We start from the raw sequence: 15154 nt of genomic DNA, 5'->3' as shown, positions 1-15154 counted from the left end.
AGCCGTCGCGGATTGACGTCTTCGGTTGTGTCTGGGTGCTGCGACCCCTGTGGGGGTCACCACCTATCGTGCCGCACCCGGTGACGCGCCGCGCAGTGCCTGGCCAAGCGGGTACCGGACGCCCCGATGACGGCGGCAGACGACACCCGTCGACCGCACCCGGTAACGTCAGAACCTGTGCGGATCGGATGGCTCGGCTGGCCCGGATGGCCCGCTGCTGCGCGGGCGGCGGGATGTGTCGCCGCGGTCCTGATCGCCGTCGTCGGGTGCACCACCGTCACGGACGGCTCCCCGGGCGCGGACGTCGCGATCGCACCGGCTTACCGGGCATCGGTGTCGGCGTCGGTGTCGGCCTCAGCGGTCACCTCCAGCATCAGGGAGTCGCGGCATCAGCAGTCGCTGACCACCCAGGCCGTCGTCAAGGTGTGCGAGGGTTTCGTCACCAGTAGCAAAGAGGCTGTCGACCGGGTCAACGACTTCGTCGCGGCCTACAACCGCGGCGGGGATACCTCCGGTGCCGAGCAACCCGCGATCGACGCGCTGACGCGCAGCGCCGACACGGTCGAGGGCGACAGCAACGGTCCGCTGTCCCAGCAGCTTCGTGAGGCCCTGAACTCATACAACGACGCGGCCCGCGACGTCGCCAACGCGATCCGGTCGCATTTCGGGACCGACCAATTCAACCAGCGCGTCAATCGTCTCAACGACGCCAAGACCGCGGCGGTCAAGCGCTGCCGGGCGTCCCTTTGACTCGACTGATGTGCAACGCTTCGTGCTATGCGACGATAAATCGCATCGCGCGGCGTACTTTGACGCTCGCTCGAATTTGACAAGGAGGTCGCACGTTGGTGGCCGCGGATGACGCCCCGAGCTTTGCCAGCAAGCTGGGCATTCAATCAGGGCAGGCTGTCCAGGAGTGGGGTTGGGACGAGGACGTCGACGACGACATCCGCGCCGATGTCGAAGATGGCTGCGGCGGCGAGTTACTCGACGAGGACACCGATGAGGTTGTCGACGTCGTGTTGCTGTGGTGGCGCGACGACGACGGCGACCTGGTCGACACGTTGATGGACGCCATCGCCGCACTGGCCGACGACGGAGTGATCTGGGTGCTGACGCCCAAGACCGGCAAGCCCGGCCACGTGCAGCCCGCCGAAATCGCGGAGTCCGCCCCGACCGCCGGCCTGATGCCGACCTCGTCGGTCAACCTCGGCGACTGGGCCGCGAGCCGCTTGGTGCAACCGAAGTCGAAAGCAGCCGGGCGGCGCTGATGCTGGCGGCCGGCAGCACCGCGCCGGACTTCACGCTGCACGACCAGAACCGGCAGCCGGTCACGCTCAGCGACTTTCGCGGCGTCAAAGACGTGCTGCTGGTCTTTTTCCCGCTGGCCTTCACCGGCATCTGTCAAGGCGAACTCGACCAGATCCGCGATCATCTACCCGACTTCGAGAACGACGCCCGCGCTGTGCTGGCGATCTCGGTCGGTCCGGCGCCCACCCACAAGGTGTGGGCCAATCAGAGTGGCTTCCTGTTCCCGGTGCTGTCGGATTTCTGGCCGCACGGGGCGGTCAGTCAGGCCTACGGCGTCTTCAACGACGATGCCGGGGTGTCCAACCGCGGCACCTTCGTCATCGACCGGTCCGGGACGGTCCGGTTCGCCGAGATGAAGCAGCCCGGTGAGGCTCGTGACCAGCGGCTGTGGGTCGACGCGCTGGCGGCGCTGAACGCCTGAGCGTTTTTCCGGCGGTTTGGGCGCCAAGTGGTCAGAACGGTATCTTTGCCCGGCACGGGCGCGTAGCTCAGTGGTAGAGCTCTGGTTTTACACACCAGCGGTCGGCGGTTCGATACCGTCCGCGCCCACCAACGTGAGGAGAACGTCGTCATGCCTTCCCTCGCGCCGACCCCCTTCTTTACGTCCGACCACGACTCCTTCGTTCCCAACCCGATCGCCCACGGCGGGTGGGGCCCAACCCTGGGCGGGCATGTGGTGGGCGGGTTGTTGGCCAGAAGCGTCGAGTCCAAGCGAGCCGATCCGGACTTGGTGCCGGCCCGCTTCACCGTCGACATCCTGCGCCGGGTGGCCGCCGAGCCCGTCGAGGTCCGCTCGCACGTGCTCCGAACCGGTCGGCGAAATCAGTCGATCGACGCGACCATGACACAGCACGGAGAGGTGGTCGCCCGCGCCTCGACACTGTTCCTTCGCCGTAGTGCCCAGCCCGCGGTGCTCCCGTGGACGACGCAGATCACCATGCCGCCGGTGCCCGCGGAGCCCGCGGAATTCGACGATGCTGCACCGCTTTTCATCAAGCCGTATGGCCGCGACTCAGACGACAGCGCCAATCCCTGGCAGTGGATGGGCCCGCGCTACGCATGGATTCGGCACATCCATCCGTTGGTCGACGACGAGGAACCGTCGCCCTTCGTGGTGGTGGCGATGGCGGTCGACGTGACCGCATCCATGACCGGTTTCTCCGAGGCGGGGCTGGGATTCATCAACGCCGATTACACGTTGACGCTGTGCCGGCTGCCCGACGGCCCGTTCATCGGGCTGGCGGCGTTGACGCACTACAGCGACGCCGGAATCGCGACGGGCAGCGCCAGCCTGTTCGACGCCCGCGGGCCGATCGGCACCGGCGTGACGACGGCCGCGGCCAATCCGCACTTCCTCGGGGCGAGCGACTAACGCGGCGACGGGCGCTGCCAGCGCAGCCGGCTGTGCGTCGTCACGCCGGCGTCGTCGGTGCGGCTGGCCGACAGGGTGAGTCTGTCGCCGTCGACCTCGGCGTGGCGAAACTGCGGCTGCGCCAACAGCTCCGGCATCATCGAGATGGTGACTTCGTGATGCAGCGTCGAGGTCTCCTCGTCGACCGAGAATCGTCCACCGTAGGAGATGAAGCCGTTCATCTCCGAGTCGGCGAGCTGAGCCGACATATGACCGTCGGCGGTGTAGAGGATCAAGCCGCGCGGCGCGCTGCCGAGCGGTTGACGATCCTCTCCGGTGGCGGTGTTCCGGGCAACGAAGGACACCAATTCCCAGGCGCCGAGCACCGATTCTCGTAGCGTCACGATGTCCATCCTTGCCGTCGGCGGTGCCGGGCCGTCATTCGGGCGGGCCACGTGAACCCGAGATGGCCCCTGCGTGACGGTTCAGCGTGCGCCGGGGCCGGTGGGGTCGGCGCAGGCTATGAATCTACGGTGAGCAACCACCACGTGAATCTGACCCCGCAGGAAAGTTCTTTGATCGACGAGAGCCATCCCGACGCTCTCGACCGGATGGACGAACAGCAGCTGAAGGATTTGCAACACCGGCTCAGGACCGCGCGCGAGAAGAACTTCAGCCTGCTGCGGCGCCAAGGCGCGGTCCGCGTAGCGGCCGAGGGATCTCGCGGTGCGGCACAGCCGGCCAACGAGCGTCGCGGCGAGAAAGTCGAGGTCATCGACGAGGCACTGGCCCGGGTGGCCCAGCGCCTCGATTCTGAGTAGCGCGCCGGGGGATGGTGGCGTTCGCCGACGCCGGGTGACCAGCACGACCTAGAGTCGAACGGCGCACATTCGGTTGGCCGCCGAACCGTTCGAGGGAGAGCTGCTCATGAGTTCGTGGATGGTGAGCCATATCCCTTCCGGGGCATTGCTTGTCGGCCTCATCGTGGTCATCGCGGGCGGAGCGGCGTCGGTTCAGCGGTACGTCCGCCGGCGCTTCCCGTCGCTCAAGGGTGACGCGCACAACGAAGGAACCAAGTTCCTGTACGGCTTCATCGGGTTCTTCTACGCGTTCTTCATCGGATTCGTCGTCAACTCGCTGTGGGGACAGAACAACGTCGCAGATGGCTACGCACGCGCTGAAGGCGCTGCGGCAGTGCAAATGGCAAGGGACGCGGGCGTGTTCGATGCGCCCGACCGAGACCGCATCCGGCAGAGTCTGCTGGCCTACGAACGGGCCGCGATTGCCGAGTGGCCCCACGCCGAGAGTGGACGTTCGACGGACACCGACGCCGCCCTGACGCGTCTCGGCAAGGCCTACGACGGGATAGCCACGAAGACCGACGCCCAGAAGACCCTGCTCTCGACGTCGTTCTCCAACCTCGACAAGATCAGCCAGGCGCGCACCGTGCGACTGCTCACCGCCCGCGAAGACGCCGGAGTGCCGTGGTCGCTCTGGTTTGTCATCTTCCTGACAAGCACGATGGTCCTCGGCATCGCGATCGTCTACGGCGTCGAGAATCCGATCCTGCATTACCCGATGGTGGCGATCGTCGCCGTCATCGTCGCCACCAACCTCGCGCTGATCCTCCAACTGGCACAACCGTATGCGGGTGAAGTGTCAACGACCCCGGACCCGTTGCAGCAGGTGGTCGCCGTGCTGTCCCAGCCGGTTTCGTGACCCCAGGTTTCAGGGCACCAGGACGACCTTGCCGACGTTCTCGCGCGCGGTCAGGATGCGGTGTGCCTCAGGCGCATCGGCGAAGGGCACCGCAGCGTGCACGACCGGCGACGCGGTGCCGTCGGTCAGTGCCGCCGACAGCGGTCCGATCCAGGGTTCCAGCGTGCCGCGGTCGTCCCACAGCCGCAGCATGTTGATGCCGACGACGGTCTTGGAGTCGCTGATCTGTGAGATCAGGCTGAGCCCGCGCAACATCGCCAGCGCCTGCGGCGCCGCGCGCAGCAGCGAGCGTTTCTCGCCCTGCTGCAGCGCCGAAAGGCCGTACGCCACAAGGCGTCCACCCGGGCGCAGCAGCCCGAACGACCGCTTCAGCGACGTACCACCCAGCCCGTCGAGCACCATGTCGTACGGACCGAGGCCGTTCCACCAGCCGTCGCGGCGGTAGTCGATGGCTTTGTCGATGCCCAGGGCGGCCAGCTGCGCGTGTTTGCCGGGCGACGCGGTGCCGTGCACGATCGCACCGGAGGCCTTGGCCAGCTGGATCGCCGCGATGCCGACGCCGCCGGCGGCGGCGTGCACCAGCACCTGTTCACCGGCCCGCAGCGAGCCGTAGCCGAGCAGCGCCGCCCACGCGGTCGCGTAGTTGACCGGGACCGCGGCGCCCTGCTCGAAGCTCATCGAATCCGGCAGTGGGACAGTGTCTTTGGCGTCAGCATTGACAATTTCGGCGTATCCGCCGAAGCGGGTCCCGGCCAGCACCCGCCGGCCCACCCGCGCCGCGTCGACGCCGTCACCGACCGCCTCGATGGTCCCGGCAACCTCGTAGCCGACGACGCACGGCACCTTGGGCGCATCCGGATACAGGCCGACCCGCGCCAGGTGGTCGGCGAAGTTCACACCCGACGCGCGCACCGCGATCCGCACCTGACCGGCCGCGGGCGGCGGCGGATCCGGCCGGTCCTGCACCTGGAGCACCGACGGGGGACCGTGCTTGGTGATGACGACCGCGCGCACGTCACTCACCTTCCGGGAGTGCGAAGAACTCCAGCGCGATGCCGTCGGGATCGCGGAAGCTCAAGCCGGAACCGTAGGGGGCGTCGACGATTCCCCCGTGCTGGATGCGGAGTTCGCCGAGTCGGTCCATCCAGGTCTCGAGTTCGGCCCGGCTGGCGCAGCCGAAGCCGACATGGTCGAGTCCGAGGCGAAATTCGCTGAAGCGTCCGTCGGGCGCCGGGTGTTCGTGTTGGTGCAGCCCGAGCAAGGTGCCGCCGTCGAGCATCCACACCTGGTGCCGGAATCCGGCGGCCGTGTGTTCGTCGATCACCGGATCGGCGCCGAACAGTTGGCGGTACCAGGGACCGCTGACGGCCATGTCGCGGACGGTCAGCGCGATGTGGTTGAGTGCCGGGAAAGCCATCACGCGCTCCTTTCTGTCGAGGTTCTGTCCAGCCGTGATTCTGGGTGTGACGTAGGTCTCACCGTAAATCCCGGAGTGGCGAGCGCCACATTTACTTCGTCTGCCTAATTAGTCATGCTTGGTACATGACTTCGCAGCTGACTCCCGACCGGGCCGACTCGGACGTTCTGCCCAAGGATTTCGACGCCAACACCGGACCCGTCTGGTCGCAGCCGTGGTTCTGGTTGGCCATCGTGGGCCTCATCGGCATGGTGGCCCTCACCATCACCATCTAGGGCTCACACCACCCGCCAACCCAGGCGGGCGCGCAAGCGCATGTCCCACAGGTAGAGCCGATAGCCGATGATCCACGTCTGATGTGGAATCAGGCGGTCGGCCACCCGGAGGGCCGACAGCAACCATTCGAATCGTCGCTGCTGGGATTCTGACCACCCCAACCGCATCAAGGTGCGGAACTCCGGAGGCAGAAAACCCGTCGTCGCGAAGAGATTGAAGGGTCCGGCCAGCGTGGCCAGCGGCCAGGGCAGGAAAATCAACGCCGCGACCCCGTGCAGGTGGTCGCGAACCGGGGGATCGATGTTCAGGTCTTCCAACGATCGTTTCCAATAATCGGCGAACGCCACCCGGTCCGGCGGCCACATCGACTCGCGGACCTGCAACGTGGTGCCCAGCTTCTTGGCGTCCTGATACACCGCGTCCGCGGTCTCCTCGTCGAGCGGCCCGTGCAGGAACTCGTGCTGGTCGACGAAATAGCGATACAGGCAGGCGGCCACCCACAACTGCAATCCCGGGTCGAATGCGTTGTAGGACACCGGGCTTGACGCTGTCGAGCGAACCTGGCGGTGCGCGGTGTCGACGGCAGCGCGGATCAGTGCGCGGTCGGAGTCGGTGCCGATGGTCGCGACGGCCAGGTACGTCCCCGTGGTCCGGGCCCGCTTGAAGGGGTGCTTGTAGACGTTGCCGCTGTCGACGGGGCTTTCCAGGACGCCGTAGCCGACCCCGGGCAGCGACAGTTGCATGATCACGTTCGCGGCCGGCAGCAACGTGGCTGCGGGATTGAGCAGGTCGGCGACCCGGGTGACGTGGCGCTTCATCGAGCACGTTCCTTGCCGCGAGGCCGCATCAGCCGAGTAGACCACGTGTGAGACGCTGCCGGAGTGTTTGGCACCACGCGGCGTACCCGGGTCGCGGGAGTGCTGGTGGGGTATCTGGCCGACGCCCTGTTGGCCGATCCGCGGGTGGCTCACCCGGTGGCGGGATTCGGCACTGCGGCGGGATCGCTGGAGCGGATCACCTATCGCGACAGCCGGGTTGCGGGCAGCGTTCATGCCACCACGCTGATCGCCACGGTGGTCGTGGCCGGCGCCGCGTTGCAGCGGCGACTCGGCCGCGGTGGCGTCAGGGCGGTCGCGGCCACCGCGGTGGCGACCTGGGTGGCGCTGGGCGGAACCTCGCTGGCGCGCGTCGGATCGGCCATGGGCGCTGTGCTGCGCCGCGACGACCTCGACGGCGCCCGCCGGCTGCTGCCGTCGCTGTGCGGGCGGGATCCGGCAACGCTGGACGCTGCGGGCCTGGCCCGGGCGACGGTCGAGTCGGTGGCCGAGAACACCTCGGACGCACAGGTTGCGCCGCTGCTGTGGGCCGCCGTCGCCGGAGTGCCCGGGGTCCTGGGGTACCGGGCCGTCAACACCCTGGACGCGATGATCGGCCACCGCTCGCCGCGCTATGCCCGGTTCGGTTGGGCGGCAGCGCGAACCGATGATGCGGCCAACTACCCGGCCGCGCGTGCGACGGCGGCGCTGACGGTTTTGTGTGCGCCGCTCGTCGGCGGTTCGCCGTTGGGTGCGGTGACGGCGTGGCGCCGCGACGCGGGGCGCCATCCCAGCCCGAATGCCGGCGTGGTCGAGGCTGCGTTCGCCGGGGCGCTGGGCGTGCAGCTCGGGGGGCCCACGCAGTATCACTACCAGCTGCAGATTCGGCCCGCTCTCGGCGTGGGCCGGACGCCGACGGTCGTCGATGTGGAACGCGCCGTACGGCTTTCGCGTGCGGTGCAGACGGCCGCGTTGGTAGTGGCCTGCGTCGGCCTCAGCGTCGGCGGCCGTAGCGGTCGGTGAGTTTGTCCTCGACGGTCTGCGGTGCCGGCGTTTCGGTGGGCTGAGCGGTCCGCACCTTGTCGGCGCGGCGGGCCTGGACCTCGGCATAGACGAAGTAGCCCAGCAGGATCGGCGCGATGACGCCGAACGTGATCCACTGGATGCCGTAGGACAGGAACGGTCCCGAGTCCAGGTGGGGTAGGGCGACCACCCCGAGCCCGCCGGGCTGACCGTCGACGAGTTGCAGGTAGGGCCCGGCCAGTGGAGTGGCGACCAGCGTCGCGATCTCGCTGGTGTCGATCGAATACACCTGGCGCACACCGTCGCTGACGAAGGACTTCTTGTCCGCCAGCGGACCTTCGGAGTCGCGCAGGCGAGCCGTGATGCTCACCGTTCCGCGCGGTGGCGTGGCGACCGGCGGCACCCGCGAACCGGGTAGTGGCCGAACGTAACCGCGGTCGACCAGCACGGTGGGCCCGCCGTCGACGACGAACGGCAGCAGCACTTCCATCGCCTGATCGCCCTCGGCGACCCGCAGCCTGGCCACCACCTGCTTGTCCACCAGGTAATGTCCGGTCGCCGACACTCTGCGCCACTCACTGTCGGCGGCGGTCGAATCCTGTTGCGGCAGGATTGTTTTCAGTGGCACCGGGTCGGTCGCCAGCGAATGCTGGATCTGGTCGTTGGCCCGCGACGTCCTGGTGTTCTTGCCGAGCTGCCACGGCGCCAGCACGCTGAAGCACAGGTAGGTGAACGCGATCACCACGACGGCCAGCGCGATCCAGCCCGGCCGCAGCAGAAAGGCCAAGCGGCGCATCAGCCACCGCCGTCCGGGGCCAGTTGCTCGTCGACCCAGGTGTGCAGGCCGGGCAGCGCCGCCTCGATCGCTGCAAAGGTGATCTCGAAATCGCGGTTGTCGCCGTAGTAGGGGTCGTCGACGTCGAGAACGTAAGCGCCGGAGCGGGGATCGAACGACCGCAGCATCCGGATCCGGTCGGAGTCGACACCCAACTGCTGAAGCAGCGGGACGTGGTTACGTGCCAGCGCAATCACCAGGTCGGCGTTGATGTGCTCGTCGTCGACCTGCGCGGCGCTGTGATCTGTCGGGTAACCGTGCGCGCGCAGCACCCGATTGGCCCGGTCGTCGGCCGGGTTGCCGATGTGCCAGCCGGCCGTTCCGGCGCTGCTGACCCGCACCGCGTCGGCCAGACCGCGTTCGCTGATCTGATGGGCGAACATCTTCTCCGCCATCGGCGATCGGCAGATGTTGCCGGTGCAGACAAACGTGACGTGCAGCTGTTCAGACACCCAAGGCCCTCCGCAGTTCGTCGACCGTCTCGACATGGACGGCGCCGCTGGGGGCGTCGGCGAAGTCGGCCCGGCCGTACCCCCAGCCGACCACCACCGCGTCGATGCCGTGGGCGGCCGCGCCCTCGACGTCATGGCGACGGTCGCCGACCATCAAGACCCGTTCGGGCAGCGGACGCAGTTGCGCCAGCGCGTGCGCCAGCACATCCGCTTTGGCGGCTCGGGCGCCGTCGACGCTGGCGCCGGCGATGACGTCGAAGTGTCCGTCGAGGCCGAAGTGCTCCAGGATGCGTTTCGCGGTGGGCTCGGCCTTGGAGGTGGCCACCGCGAGGCGCACGCCGGCGGTGCGCAGATCAGCGAGCAGCGGTGCGATCCCCTCGAAGAGGCTGTTGATGGCCCAACCCCGGGTGGTGTAGTCGGCGCGGTACGCGGCGATGGCCGCGTCGGCGTGGCGGCCCAGGCCCATGGCTTCGAAGGTGTGGTGCATCGGCGGCCCGACGATCTTGCTGGCCAGATCGCCCTCGGGGACCTCGGCCCCGATCTCGCCGAGCGCGTGGCGGAAGCTGGAGACGATGCCGTCCGCGGAGTCCGTGAGGGTGCCGTCGAGATCGAAGATCACCAATGCCGCCGGGGCCGCGCCTGTCACGTTGCCATTGTCCTCGATGCCGGCGCGCACCGGCGATCGTGTCCGGATACCCGGCTGCGCGGCGCGGTCGTTACTGTTTCAGATGTGGCGAGTCTGGGTTCGAGCGCGTCGATTCCGCTCGCGGCGGCGCGCTATCACGGCGATCAGGCCGCCGAACCCGGCATGCTGGATTTCGCCGTCAACGTCCGCCACGCGCAACCGCCCGCCTGGCTGATGGACCGGTTGGCGGCTCGGCTTTGCGACCTGGGGCGATACCCAGCTGCCGACGACGAGCAGGCGGCGCGCGAGGCCGTCGCGGCCCGGCACGGCCGTCCCGTCGACGAGGTCGCGTTGCTTGCCGGCGCCGCCGAGGGATTCGCCCTGCTGGCGAACTTGCGCCCGGCGCTCGCCGCGCTGATCGCTCCGTCGTTCACCGAACCGGACGCAGCCCTGCAGGCGGCCGGGGTGCCGGTGCAGCACGTGGTGCTGGCTCCGCCGTTCAGGCTGGACGGCGCGCGGGTGCCCGACTCGGCCGATCTCGCGGTGGTTGGCAACCCGACCAACCCGACGTCGGTCCTGCACGGTCGCGAGCAGGTCCTCGCCCTTAGGCGGTCCGGTCGCATCGTGGTGGTGGACGAGGCGTTCGCCGACGCCGTCCCCGGCGAGCCGGAATCGCTGGCCGCCATGCGTCTGCCCGACGTCGTGGTGCTGCGCAGCCTGACCAAGACCTGGTCGCTGGCGGGGCTGCGGGTGGGTTACGCGCTGGGTGCGCCGGAGGTGCTGGCCCGGCTGACCGCCACCCGTCCGCACTGGCCGCTGGGAACGTTGCAGCTGACCGCCATCGCCGCGTGCTGCGCGCCTGCGGCGATCGCCGAAGCCGAAGCCGGCGCCCGCGAGCTGGCCGCGATGCGCGCCGAGATGGTGGCCGGCTTGCGATCCGTCGGGATCGACACCGTCGATGGCGACGCACCGTTCGTGATGTTCGCCGTCGACGACGCGGCGTTGCTGCGAAAACATCTGCACAGCAAAGGAATTGCAGTACGGCGTTGCGACACGTTCGTGGGTCTGGACGGACAGTATCTGCGCGCCGCGGTGCGGCCGGAGTGGCCGGTGCTGGTTGCTGCGATCGCCGAGAGCGGGTTGGGTCGATGACGGTTCGGTTGGGCACGGTCATCGAGGCGCTCGACGCGGCCTACCCGCCCGGGCTGGCGCAGTCGTGGGATTCGGTCGGCCTGGTCTGCGGCGATCCCGACGACGCACTGAGCTCGGTGACCATCGCGGTCGACGCGACCGCAGCGGTGGTCGACGCGGTTCCCGACGGCGGTCTGCTGCTGGCGCACCACCCGCTGCTGTTGCGCGGGGTCGACACCGTGGCCGCCGACACCGCCAAAGGGGCGCTGATCCACCGGCTGATCCGTACTGGGCGTTCGCTGTTCACCGCACACACCAACGCCGATTCGGCGTCACCGGGCGTCTCCGATGCGTTGGCGCACGCGCTCGGGTTGACCGTCGACGGTGTCCTGGAGCCCGCTCCGTCGCGGCAAGCTCTGGACAAGTGGGTCGTTTTCGTACCGCCGGAGCAGGCGGATGCGCTGCGCTCGGCGGTCTTTGCGGCCGGCGCCGGGCGCATCGGCAATTATTCGCACTGCGACTGGAGCGTGACCGGCACCGGTCAGTTCTTGCCCGAGAGCGGCGCCCAGCCGGCGGTCGGCAGCGTCGGCGCGGTGGAACGGGTGGTCGAGGACCGGGTCGAGTTCGTCGCGTCCACCGGGGTGCGGCAACAGGTGCTGGCGGCGATGCGTGCGGCACACCCGTATGAGGAGCCGGCGTTCGACGTTGTCGCACTGGAGCCGCTGCCCACCGGCGTCGGGCTGGGCCGGGTCGGTGCGCTGCCGCAGCCAGAACCGTTGAGCGCGTTCGTCGCCCGGGTCAGGAAGGGCTTACCGCAGACGTCGTGGGGAGTGCGTGCGGCGGGCGATCCGACGGCGATCGTCTCACGTGTCGCGGTGTGTGGCGGTGCCGGTGATTCACTGCTGGGTGCTGCGGCGGCCGCCGACGTGCAGGCCTATGTGACGGCGGACCTGCGTCACCACCCTGCCGACGAGCATCGCCGCGCCTCCGATGTCGCGCTGATCGACGTCGCGCACTGGGCCAGCGAATTCCCCTGGTGCGAACAGGCTGCCGATGTGCTGCGGTCGGCATTCGGCGCCGCGCTCGCTGTCGAAACATGCCCGATCCGCACCGACCCCTGGAACGTCGACCACGCTGACGGGCGAGAGGACGCATGAAAGCCGAAGTTGCACAGCAGCGCTCACTGCTCGAGGTCGTGGAGCTCGACGCGGAACTGGCCAAGATGAAACATCGCGCCGCTCACCTGCCCGAGCGCGCCGACATCGAGCGGATCCACGGCGAACAGATCGCCGCCGACGATCGGCTGGGGGCACTGCAGATTACGTTGGGAGACTTGGATATTCAGGTCTCGCGCTTCGAGTCGGAGATCGACGGGGTGCGCCAGCGCGAGGATCGGGACCGGTCGCTGCTGCAGACCGTGGCCGATTCCAAACAGCTCTCGGAACTACAGCACGAGTTGGAGACGCTGGAGCGCCGCCAATCCAGCCTGGAGGACTCCCTGATCGAGGTGATGGAACACCGCGAGCAGCTGCAGAACCAGCGGGACGCGGAGTTGGCCGTCATCGACGGGCTGAAGGCCGAATTGGCCGGCAAGCAGCAGGCGTTGGACACCACCATCGCCGACATCGACCACCATCGCCGGGTGCACGCCTCGCGGCGCGCGGAAATCACCGCCGAGCTGGCTCCGGACCTGCTGGCGCTCTACGAGCGGCAGCGCTCCGGCGGTGGCCCCGGGGCGGGGCTGCTGCAGGGCGGCCGCTGCGGGGCGTGCCGTATCGAGATCGACCGCGGCGAGCTGGCCCGGATCTCGGCCGCCGCTGACGACGAGGTGTTGCGCTGCCCGGAATGCGGCGCAATCCTGTTGCGGATCAAGGGCGTCAACCGGTGAAGGTCGTTGTCGAGGCCGACGGTGGATCGCGGGGCAACCCGGGGCCGGCCGGTTACGGGTCGGTGGTGTGGAGCGCTGACCGGTCGGTCGTGCTGGCCGAGAGCAAACAGGCGATCGGGGTGGCCACTAACAACGTCGCCGAATACCGCGGTCTGATAGCTGGTTTGGAAGAGGCCGCGAAGCTGAACGCCGGCGAGGTCGCGGTGGCAATGGACTCCAAGCTGGTGGTCGAGCAGATGTCCGGACGCTGGAAGGTCAAGCATCCCGACCTGGCCGAGCTGCACGCGCAGGCTCGCGGGCTGGCCTCGGCATTCGATCGCGTTACCTACCAGTGGATTCCGCGGGCCGAGAACGCGCACGCCGACCGGCTGGCGAACGAGGCGATGGATGCTGCGGCCGAACTCCCGTCACGATCGGACGCATCCGCGACGCCCGTCGCCGGCGAGACGGCCGCACCGCCCGGGTGGACCGGTGCGACCGGCGCGGCCACCCGGCTGCTGTTGCTCCGCCACGGCCAGACCGAATCGTCGGTGCAGCGACGCTATTCGGGCCGCGGCAATCCGCCACTGACCACGTTGGGCCGGCAGCAGGCCGAGGCGGCCGCCGCCTTCCTGGGCTCGCGCGGGGGAGTCGCGGCAGTGGTCAGCTCACCCCTGCAACGCTGCCAGGACACCGCGGCCGCGGCCGCCAAGCGGCTGGGTCTGGACGTGACGGTCGATGACGATCTGATCGAGACCGACTTCGGCGAGTGGGAAGGTCTGACGTTTTCGGAGGCGGCCGACCGTGATCCCGAGCTGCATCGCCGGTGGTTGCGCGACACCAGCACCAAACCCCCCGATGGCGAGAGCTTCGATGACGTCAATCGACGGGTCATGGGCGCACGGGACCGCATCGTCGGCGACCACGCCGGCAGCACGGTGTTGCTGGTTTCGCACGTGACACCGATCAAGATGCTGCTGCGCGAGGCACTCGACGCCGGACCGGGCATTCTCTACCGGCTGCATCTGGACCTGGCGTCGCTGAGCATCGCCGAGTTCTATCCCGACGGCGCGTCGTCGGTTCGGCTGGTCAACCAGACCGGGTATTTAGGTTGAGATCGCCGTCATCCGGGTAGTTGGCCAATCGTGCAGTGGTTAGCGTCGCACGTCCTGGCCATCGTATCCGCAATGCTGGCAGCGCTTTTCGCGGCAATCGGGATTGTCGTGCGGCAACGGGCCATCCAGATGGGAGCCGACGCCGAAGCGGCCGGGGGTCCGATCGTCACGTCGTGGGTGCGCCAGCCGGCGTGGTGGTTGGGAACCGTCGGCGCGATCGGCGGGTACGTGTTCCAGGCGGTGGCGTTGGCCCACGGCTCGCTGCTGCTGGTGCAGCCACTGCTGGTGTCGTCGCTGCTGTTCGTCTTGCCACTGAGCGCACGGTTCTCCAATCAACGTGTGCCGCTTCGTGATTGGGGCTGGGCGCTGCTGCTGACGGCAGCGCTCACGATTTTCGTTCTGGTGGGCCAGCCCCGCGAGGGCCACTACCGGGCACCGGTGCCGGCGTGGAGCGTGGCGCTCGGCACCTCGGTGCCGGTCGTGCTCGTCTGCGTGCTGGCCGCCCGCCGCGCGACCGGTCGGCGTCGCGCGATGTTGTTGGCCAGCGCCGTCGCGGTGCTGCTGGGCATGGTCGCGGTCTTGACGAAGGTCAGTACACACCGGCTCGCCGTGCACGGCTGGCACGGGTTGCTGACGGTGCCGGCGCCGTATCTGTTGGTGGCGCTTGCCGTGACGGTGACTGTCTTGCAGCAGTCGGCATTTCATGCCGGCGCACTGCAGGCATCGGTGCCGATCATGTTGGTCGGCGAGCCCGTCGTGGCGGTGTTGCTGGGTGTGGTGATCCTGGGCGAGCATCTGGTGGTGCGAGGTGCCGGTGCCGTTGTCCTGGCGGTCGCGGTCGCCGCCATGACCGCGGCGACGATCGCGCTCGGCCGCGACTCGGCTTCTCCCGGTGGGGCGGCCGACACGTCTGTTCCGTAAGCGAGAAATGCCCTTACGAGACCACAATCCATGGGTATGCTCAGGCCCCGGAGTCCTCCTTCGCGTCAGAAAGTGGCCAAGGATGATGTTGAGAAGTATGACCGAGGTGCGCCGCGGTGTCGTCGTTCTACGCCTGGCCGGGACGCTGAACGACCGGACCTATCAGCAGGTGCGGGACGCGGTGATCAACGTCGCCGTCGACGCAGCCGCGCCGGTGATCGTCGACGTCAACGGTCTCGACGGCGGCGATGACGGCGCCTGGGTGGTGTTCACCAGCGCCCGCTGGCACGTCAAGC

General features: G+C 68.5%; 21 protein-coding genes and 1 tRNA gene. 14 read left to right on the top strand and 8 right to left on the bottom strand.

Going from position 1 to position 15154, the window contains the following annotated elements; genetic code table 11:
- Nucleotides 1-177 precede the first annotated feature (177 nt).
- From CYU59_RS15790 to CYU59_RS15770, 5 genes are all read left to right on the top strand, one after another.
- Nucleotides 178-750: a hypothetical protein gene (locus CYU59_RS15790; protein WP_292991243.1), complete on the top strand. Its 573-nt coding sequence runs from the start codon at nucleotides 178-180 to the stop codon at nucleotides 748-750.
- Nucleotides 751-845: 95 nt separating this feature from the next.
- Complete coding sequence (locus CYU59_RS15785; protein ID WP_292991241.1) at nucleotides 846-1271, top strand: DUF3052 domain-containing protein; 426 nt, start codon at nucleotides 846-848, stop codon at nucleotides 1269-1271.
- Nucleotides 1271-1732 (top strand): peroxiredoxin, encoded by a 462-nt coding sequence (locus CYU59_RS15780; RefSeq protein ID WP_292991239.1) that lies wholly within the window; start codon nucleotides 1271-1273, stop codon nucleotides 1730-1732. The genes CYU59_RS15785 and CYU59_RS15780 overlap by 1 nt, the downstream gene beginning before the upstream one ends.
- A gap of 56 nt (nucleotides 1733-1788) precedes the next feature.
- Nucleotides 1789-1863, top strand: a tRNA-Val gene (locus tag CYU59_RS15775).
- A 19-nt stretch (nucleotides 1864-1882) separates the two neighbouring features.
- Nucleotides 1883-2683, top strand: coding sequence for a thioesterase family protein (locus CYU59_RS15770; protein WP_292991237.1), 801 nt, complete (start codon nucleotides 1883-1885; stop codon nucleotides 2681-2683).
- Here CYU59_RS15770 and CYU59_RS15765 read toward each other — a convergent pair.
- Complete coding sequence (locus tag CYU59_RS15765; protein WP_292991386.1) at nucleotides 2680-3075, bottom strand: lipocalin-like domain-containing protein; 396 nt, start codon at nucleotides 3073-3075, stop codon at nucleotides 2680-2682. The two genes, CYU59_RS15770 and CYU59_RS15765, sit on opposite strands and share 4 nt — an antisense overlap.
- Nucleotides 3076-3195: 120 nt before the next feature.
- Here CYU59_RS15765 and CYU59_RS15760 point away from each other — a divergent pair, with 120 nt between their 5' ends.
- The gene (locus tag CYU59_RS15760; RefSeq protein ID WP_292991235.1) at nucleotides 3196-3483 is read left to right on the top strand and encodes a hypothetical protein; all 288 of its coding nucleotides are present in this window, start codon (nucleotides 3196-3198) and stop codon (nucleotides 3481-3483) included.
- A gap of 106 nt (nucleotides 3484-3589) precedes the next feature.
- A complete protein-coding gene (locus CYU59_RS15755; protein WP_292991233.1) occupies nucleotides 3590-4381 on the top strand; it encodes a hypothetical protein in 792 nt (263 codons plus the stop codon).
- Nucleotides 4382-4390: 9 nt separating this feature from the next.
- Here CYU59_RS15755 and CYU59_RS15750 read toward each other — a convergent pair whose 3' ends face one another.
- Both CYU59_RS15750 and CYU59_RS15745 read right to left on the bottom strand, forming a co-directional pair.
- Entirely contained in the window at nucleotides 4391-5395 is a 1005-nt protein-coding gene (locus CYU59_RS15750) for a zinc-binding dehydrogenase (protein WP_292991231.1), read from the bottom strand.
- 1 nt (nucleotide 5396) lies between these two features.
- A complete protein-coding gene (locus CYU59_RS15745) occupies nucleotides 5397-5798 on the bottom strand; it encodes a VOC family protein (protein WP_292991229.1) in 402 nt (133 codons plus the stop codon).
- Nucleotides 5799-5923: 125 nt separating this feature from the next.
- Between CYU59_RS15745 and CYU59_RS15740 the strand changes: the two genes are divergently transcribed.
- Complete coding sequence (locus tag CYU59_RS15740; RefSeq protein ID WP_292991227.1) at nucleotides 5924-6073, top strand: hypothetical protein; 150 nt, start codon at nucleotides 5924-5926, stop codon at nucleotides 6071-6073.
- A gap of 3 nt (nucleotides 6074-6076) precedes the next feature.
- Here CYU59_RS15740 and CYU59_RS15735 read toward each other — a convergent pair whose 3' ends face one another.
- Nucleotides 6077-6892 (bottom strand): oxygenase MpaB family protein, encoded by an 816-nt coding sequence (locus CYU59_RS15735; RefSeq protein WP_292991225.1) that lies wholly within the window; start codon nucleotides 6890-6892, stop codon nucleotides 6077-6079.
- A 63-nt stretch (nucleotides 6893-6955) separates the two neighbouring features.
- Between CYU59_RS15735 and CYU59_RS15730 the strand changes: the two genes are divergently transcribed.
- Nucleotides 6956-7912, top strand: a complete 957-nt coding sequence (locus CYU59_RS15730) for a cobalamin biosynthesis protein (protein WP_292991223.1) — start codon at nucleotides 6956-6958, stop codon at nucleotides 7910-7912.
- Here CYU59_RS15730 and CYU59_RS15725 read toward each other — a convergent pair.
- Genes CYU59_RS15725 through CYU59_RS15715 form a run of 3 tightly spaced genes read right to left on the bottom strand, consistent with a single transcriptional unit; the run spans nucleotide 7884 to nucleotide 9845 of the window.
- Complete coding sequence (locus tag CYU59_RS15725) at nucleotides 7884-8708, bottom strand: SURF1 family protein (protein WP_292991221.1); 825 nt, start codon at nucleotides 8706-8708, stop codon at nucleotides 7884-7886. The two genes, CYU59_RS15730 and CYU59_RS15725, sit on opposite strands and share 29 nt — an antisense overlap.
- Nucleotides 8708-9199 carry a low molecular weight protein-tyrosine-phosphatase gene (locus CYU59_RS15720; protein WP_292991219.1) on the bottom strand — a complete coding sequence of 164 codons (492 nt, stop codon included), beginning with the start codon at nucleotides 9197-9199 and terminating at the stop codon, nucleotides 8708-8710. Before CYU59_RS15720 ends, CYU59_RS15725 begins: the two co-directional genes overlap by 1 nt.
- On the bottom strand, nucleotides 9192-9845 hold the full coding sequence (locus CYU59_RS15715; RefSeq protein ID WP_363114671.1) for an HAD-IA family hydrolase: 654 nt from the start codon (nucleotides 9843-9845) through the stop codon (nucleotides 9192-9194). Before CYU59_RS15715 ends, CYU59_RS15720 begins: the two co-directional genes overlap by 8 nt.
- 84 nt (nucleotides 9846-9929) lie before the next feature.
- Between CYU59_RS15715 and cobC the strand changes: the two genes are divergently transcribed.
- Genes cobC through CYU59_RS15690 form a run of 5 tightly spaced genes read left to right on the top strand, consistent with a single transcriptional unit; the run spans nucleotide 9930 to nucleotide 14858 of the window.
- Nucleotides 9930-10976, top strand: a complete 1047-nt coding sequence (gene cobC, locus CYU59_RS15710) for an Rv2231c family pyridoxal phosphate-dependent protein CobC (RefSeq protein WP_292991217.1) — start codon at nucleotides 9930-9932, stop codon at nucleotides 10974-10976.
- A complete protein-coding gene (locus tag CYU59_RS15705; protein ID WP_292991215.1) occupies nucleotides 10973-12112 on the top strand; it encodes a Nif3-like dinuclear metal center hexameric protein in 1140 nt (379 codons plus the stop codon). Before cobC ends, CYU59_RS15705 begins: the two co-directional genes overlap by 4 nt.
- Nucleotides 12109-12843, top strand: a complete 735-nt coding sequence (locus tag CYU59_RS15700; RefSeq protein ID WP_292991212.1) for a zinc ribbon domain-containing protein — start codon at nucleotides 12109-12111, stop codon at nucleotides 12841-12843. Before CYU59_RS15705 ends, CYU59_RS15700 begins: the two co-directional genes overlap by 4 nt.
- Nucleotides 12840-13937: a bifunctional RNase H/acid phosphatase gene (locus CYU59_RS15695; protein ID WP_292991209.1), complete on the top strand. Its 1098-nt coding sequence runs from the start codon at nucleotides 12840-12842 to the stop codon at nucleotides 13935-13937. The genes CYU59_RS15700 and CYU59_RS15695 overlap by 4 nt, the downstream gene beginning before the upstream one ends.
- Nucleotides 13938-13967: 30 nt before the next feature.
- Nucleotides 13968-14858 (top strand): DMT family transporter, encoded by an 891-nt coding sequence (locus tag CYU59_RS15690; RefSeq protein ID WP_292991206.1) that lies wholly within the window; start codon nucleotides 13968-13970, stop codon nucleotides 14856-14858.
- A gap of 127 nt (nucleotides 14859-14985) precedes the next feature.
- On the opposite strand, the gene CYU59_RS15685 is transcribed toward CYU59_RS15690, so the two are convergent.
- On the bottom strand, nucleotides 14986-15147 hold the full coding sequence (locus tag CYU59_RS15685) for a hypothetical protein (RefSeq protein WP_292991203.1): 162 nt from the start codon (nucleotides 15145-15147) through the stop codon (nucleotides 14986-14988).
- Between the last annotated feature and the right edge of the window lie 7 nt (nucleotides 15148-15154).

The organism is Mycobacterium sp. (assembly GCF_002863225.1).
GTDB lineage: Bacteria > Actinomycetota > Actinomycetes > Mycobacteriales > Mycobacteriaceae > Mycobacterium.
This window is presented reverse-complemented; position numbering and strand designations above follow the sequence as displayed.

Bases quoted from the DNA above. Each gene is read 5' to 3' on its own strand.
- CYU59_RS15780 (WP_292991239.1), top strand. From the start codon at position 1,271: ATGCTGGCGGCCGGCAGCACCGCGCCGGACTTCACGCTGCACGACCAG.
- CYU59_RS15745 (WP_292991229.1), bottom strand. From the start codon at position 5,798: ATGGCTTTCCCGGCACTCAACCACATCGCGCTGACCGTCCGCGACATG.
- CYU59_RS15740 (WP_292991227.1), top strand. From the start codon at position 5,924: ATGACTTCGCAGCTGACTCCCGACCGGGCCGACTCGGACGTTCTGCCC.
- CYU59_RS15735 (WP_292991225.1), bottom strand. From the start codon at position 6,892: ATGAAGCGCCACGTCACCCGGGTCGCCGACCTGCTCAATCCCGCAGCC.
- CYU59_RS15705 (WP_292991215.1), top strand. From the start codon at position 10,973: ATGACGGTTCGGTTGGGCACGGTCATCGAGGCGCTCGACGCGGCCTAC.
- CYU59_RS15725 (WP_292991221.1), bottom strand. From the start codon at position 8,708: ATGCGCCGCTTGGCCTTTCTGCTGCGGCCGGGCTGGATCGCGCTGGCC.
- CYU59_RS15700 (WP_292991212.1), top strand. From the start codon at position 12,109: ATGAAAGCCGAAGTTGCACAGCAGCGCTCACTGCTCGAGGTCGTGGAG.
- CYU59_RS15755 (WP_292991233.1), top strand. From the start codon at position 3,590: ATGAGTTCGTGGATGGTGAGCCATATCCCTTCCGGGGCATTGCTTGTC.
- CYU59_RS15765 (WP_292991386.1), bottom strand. From the start codon at position 3,075: ATGGACATCGTGACGCTACGAGAATCGGTGCTCGGCGCCTGGGAATTG.
- CYU59_RS15770 (WP_292991237.1), top strand. From the start codon at position 1,883: ATGCCTTCCCTCGCGCCGACCCCCTTCTTTACGTCCGACCACGACTCC.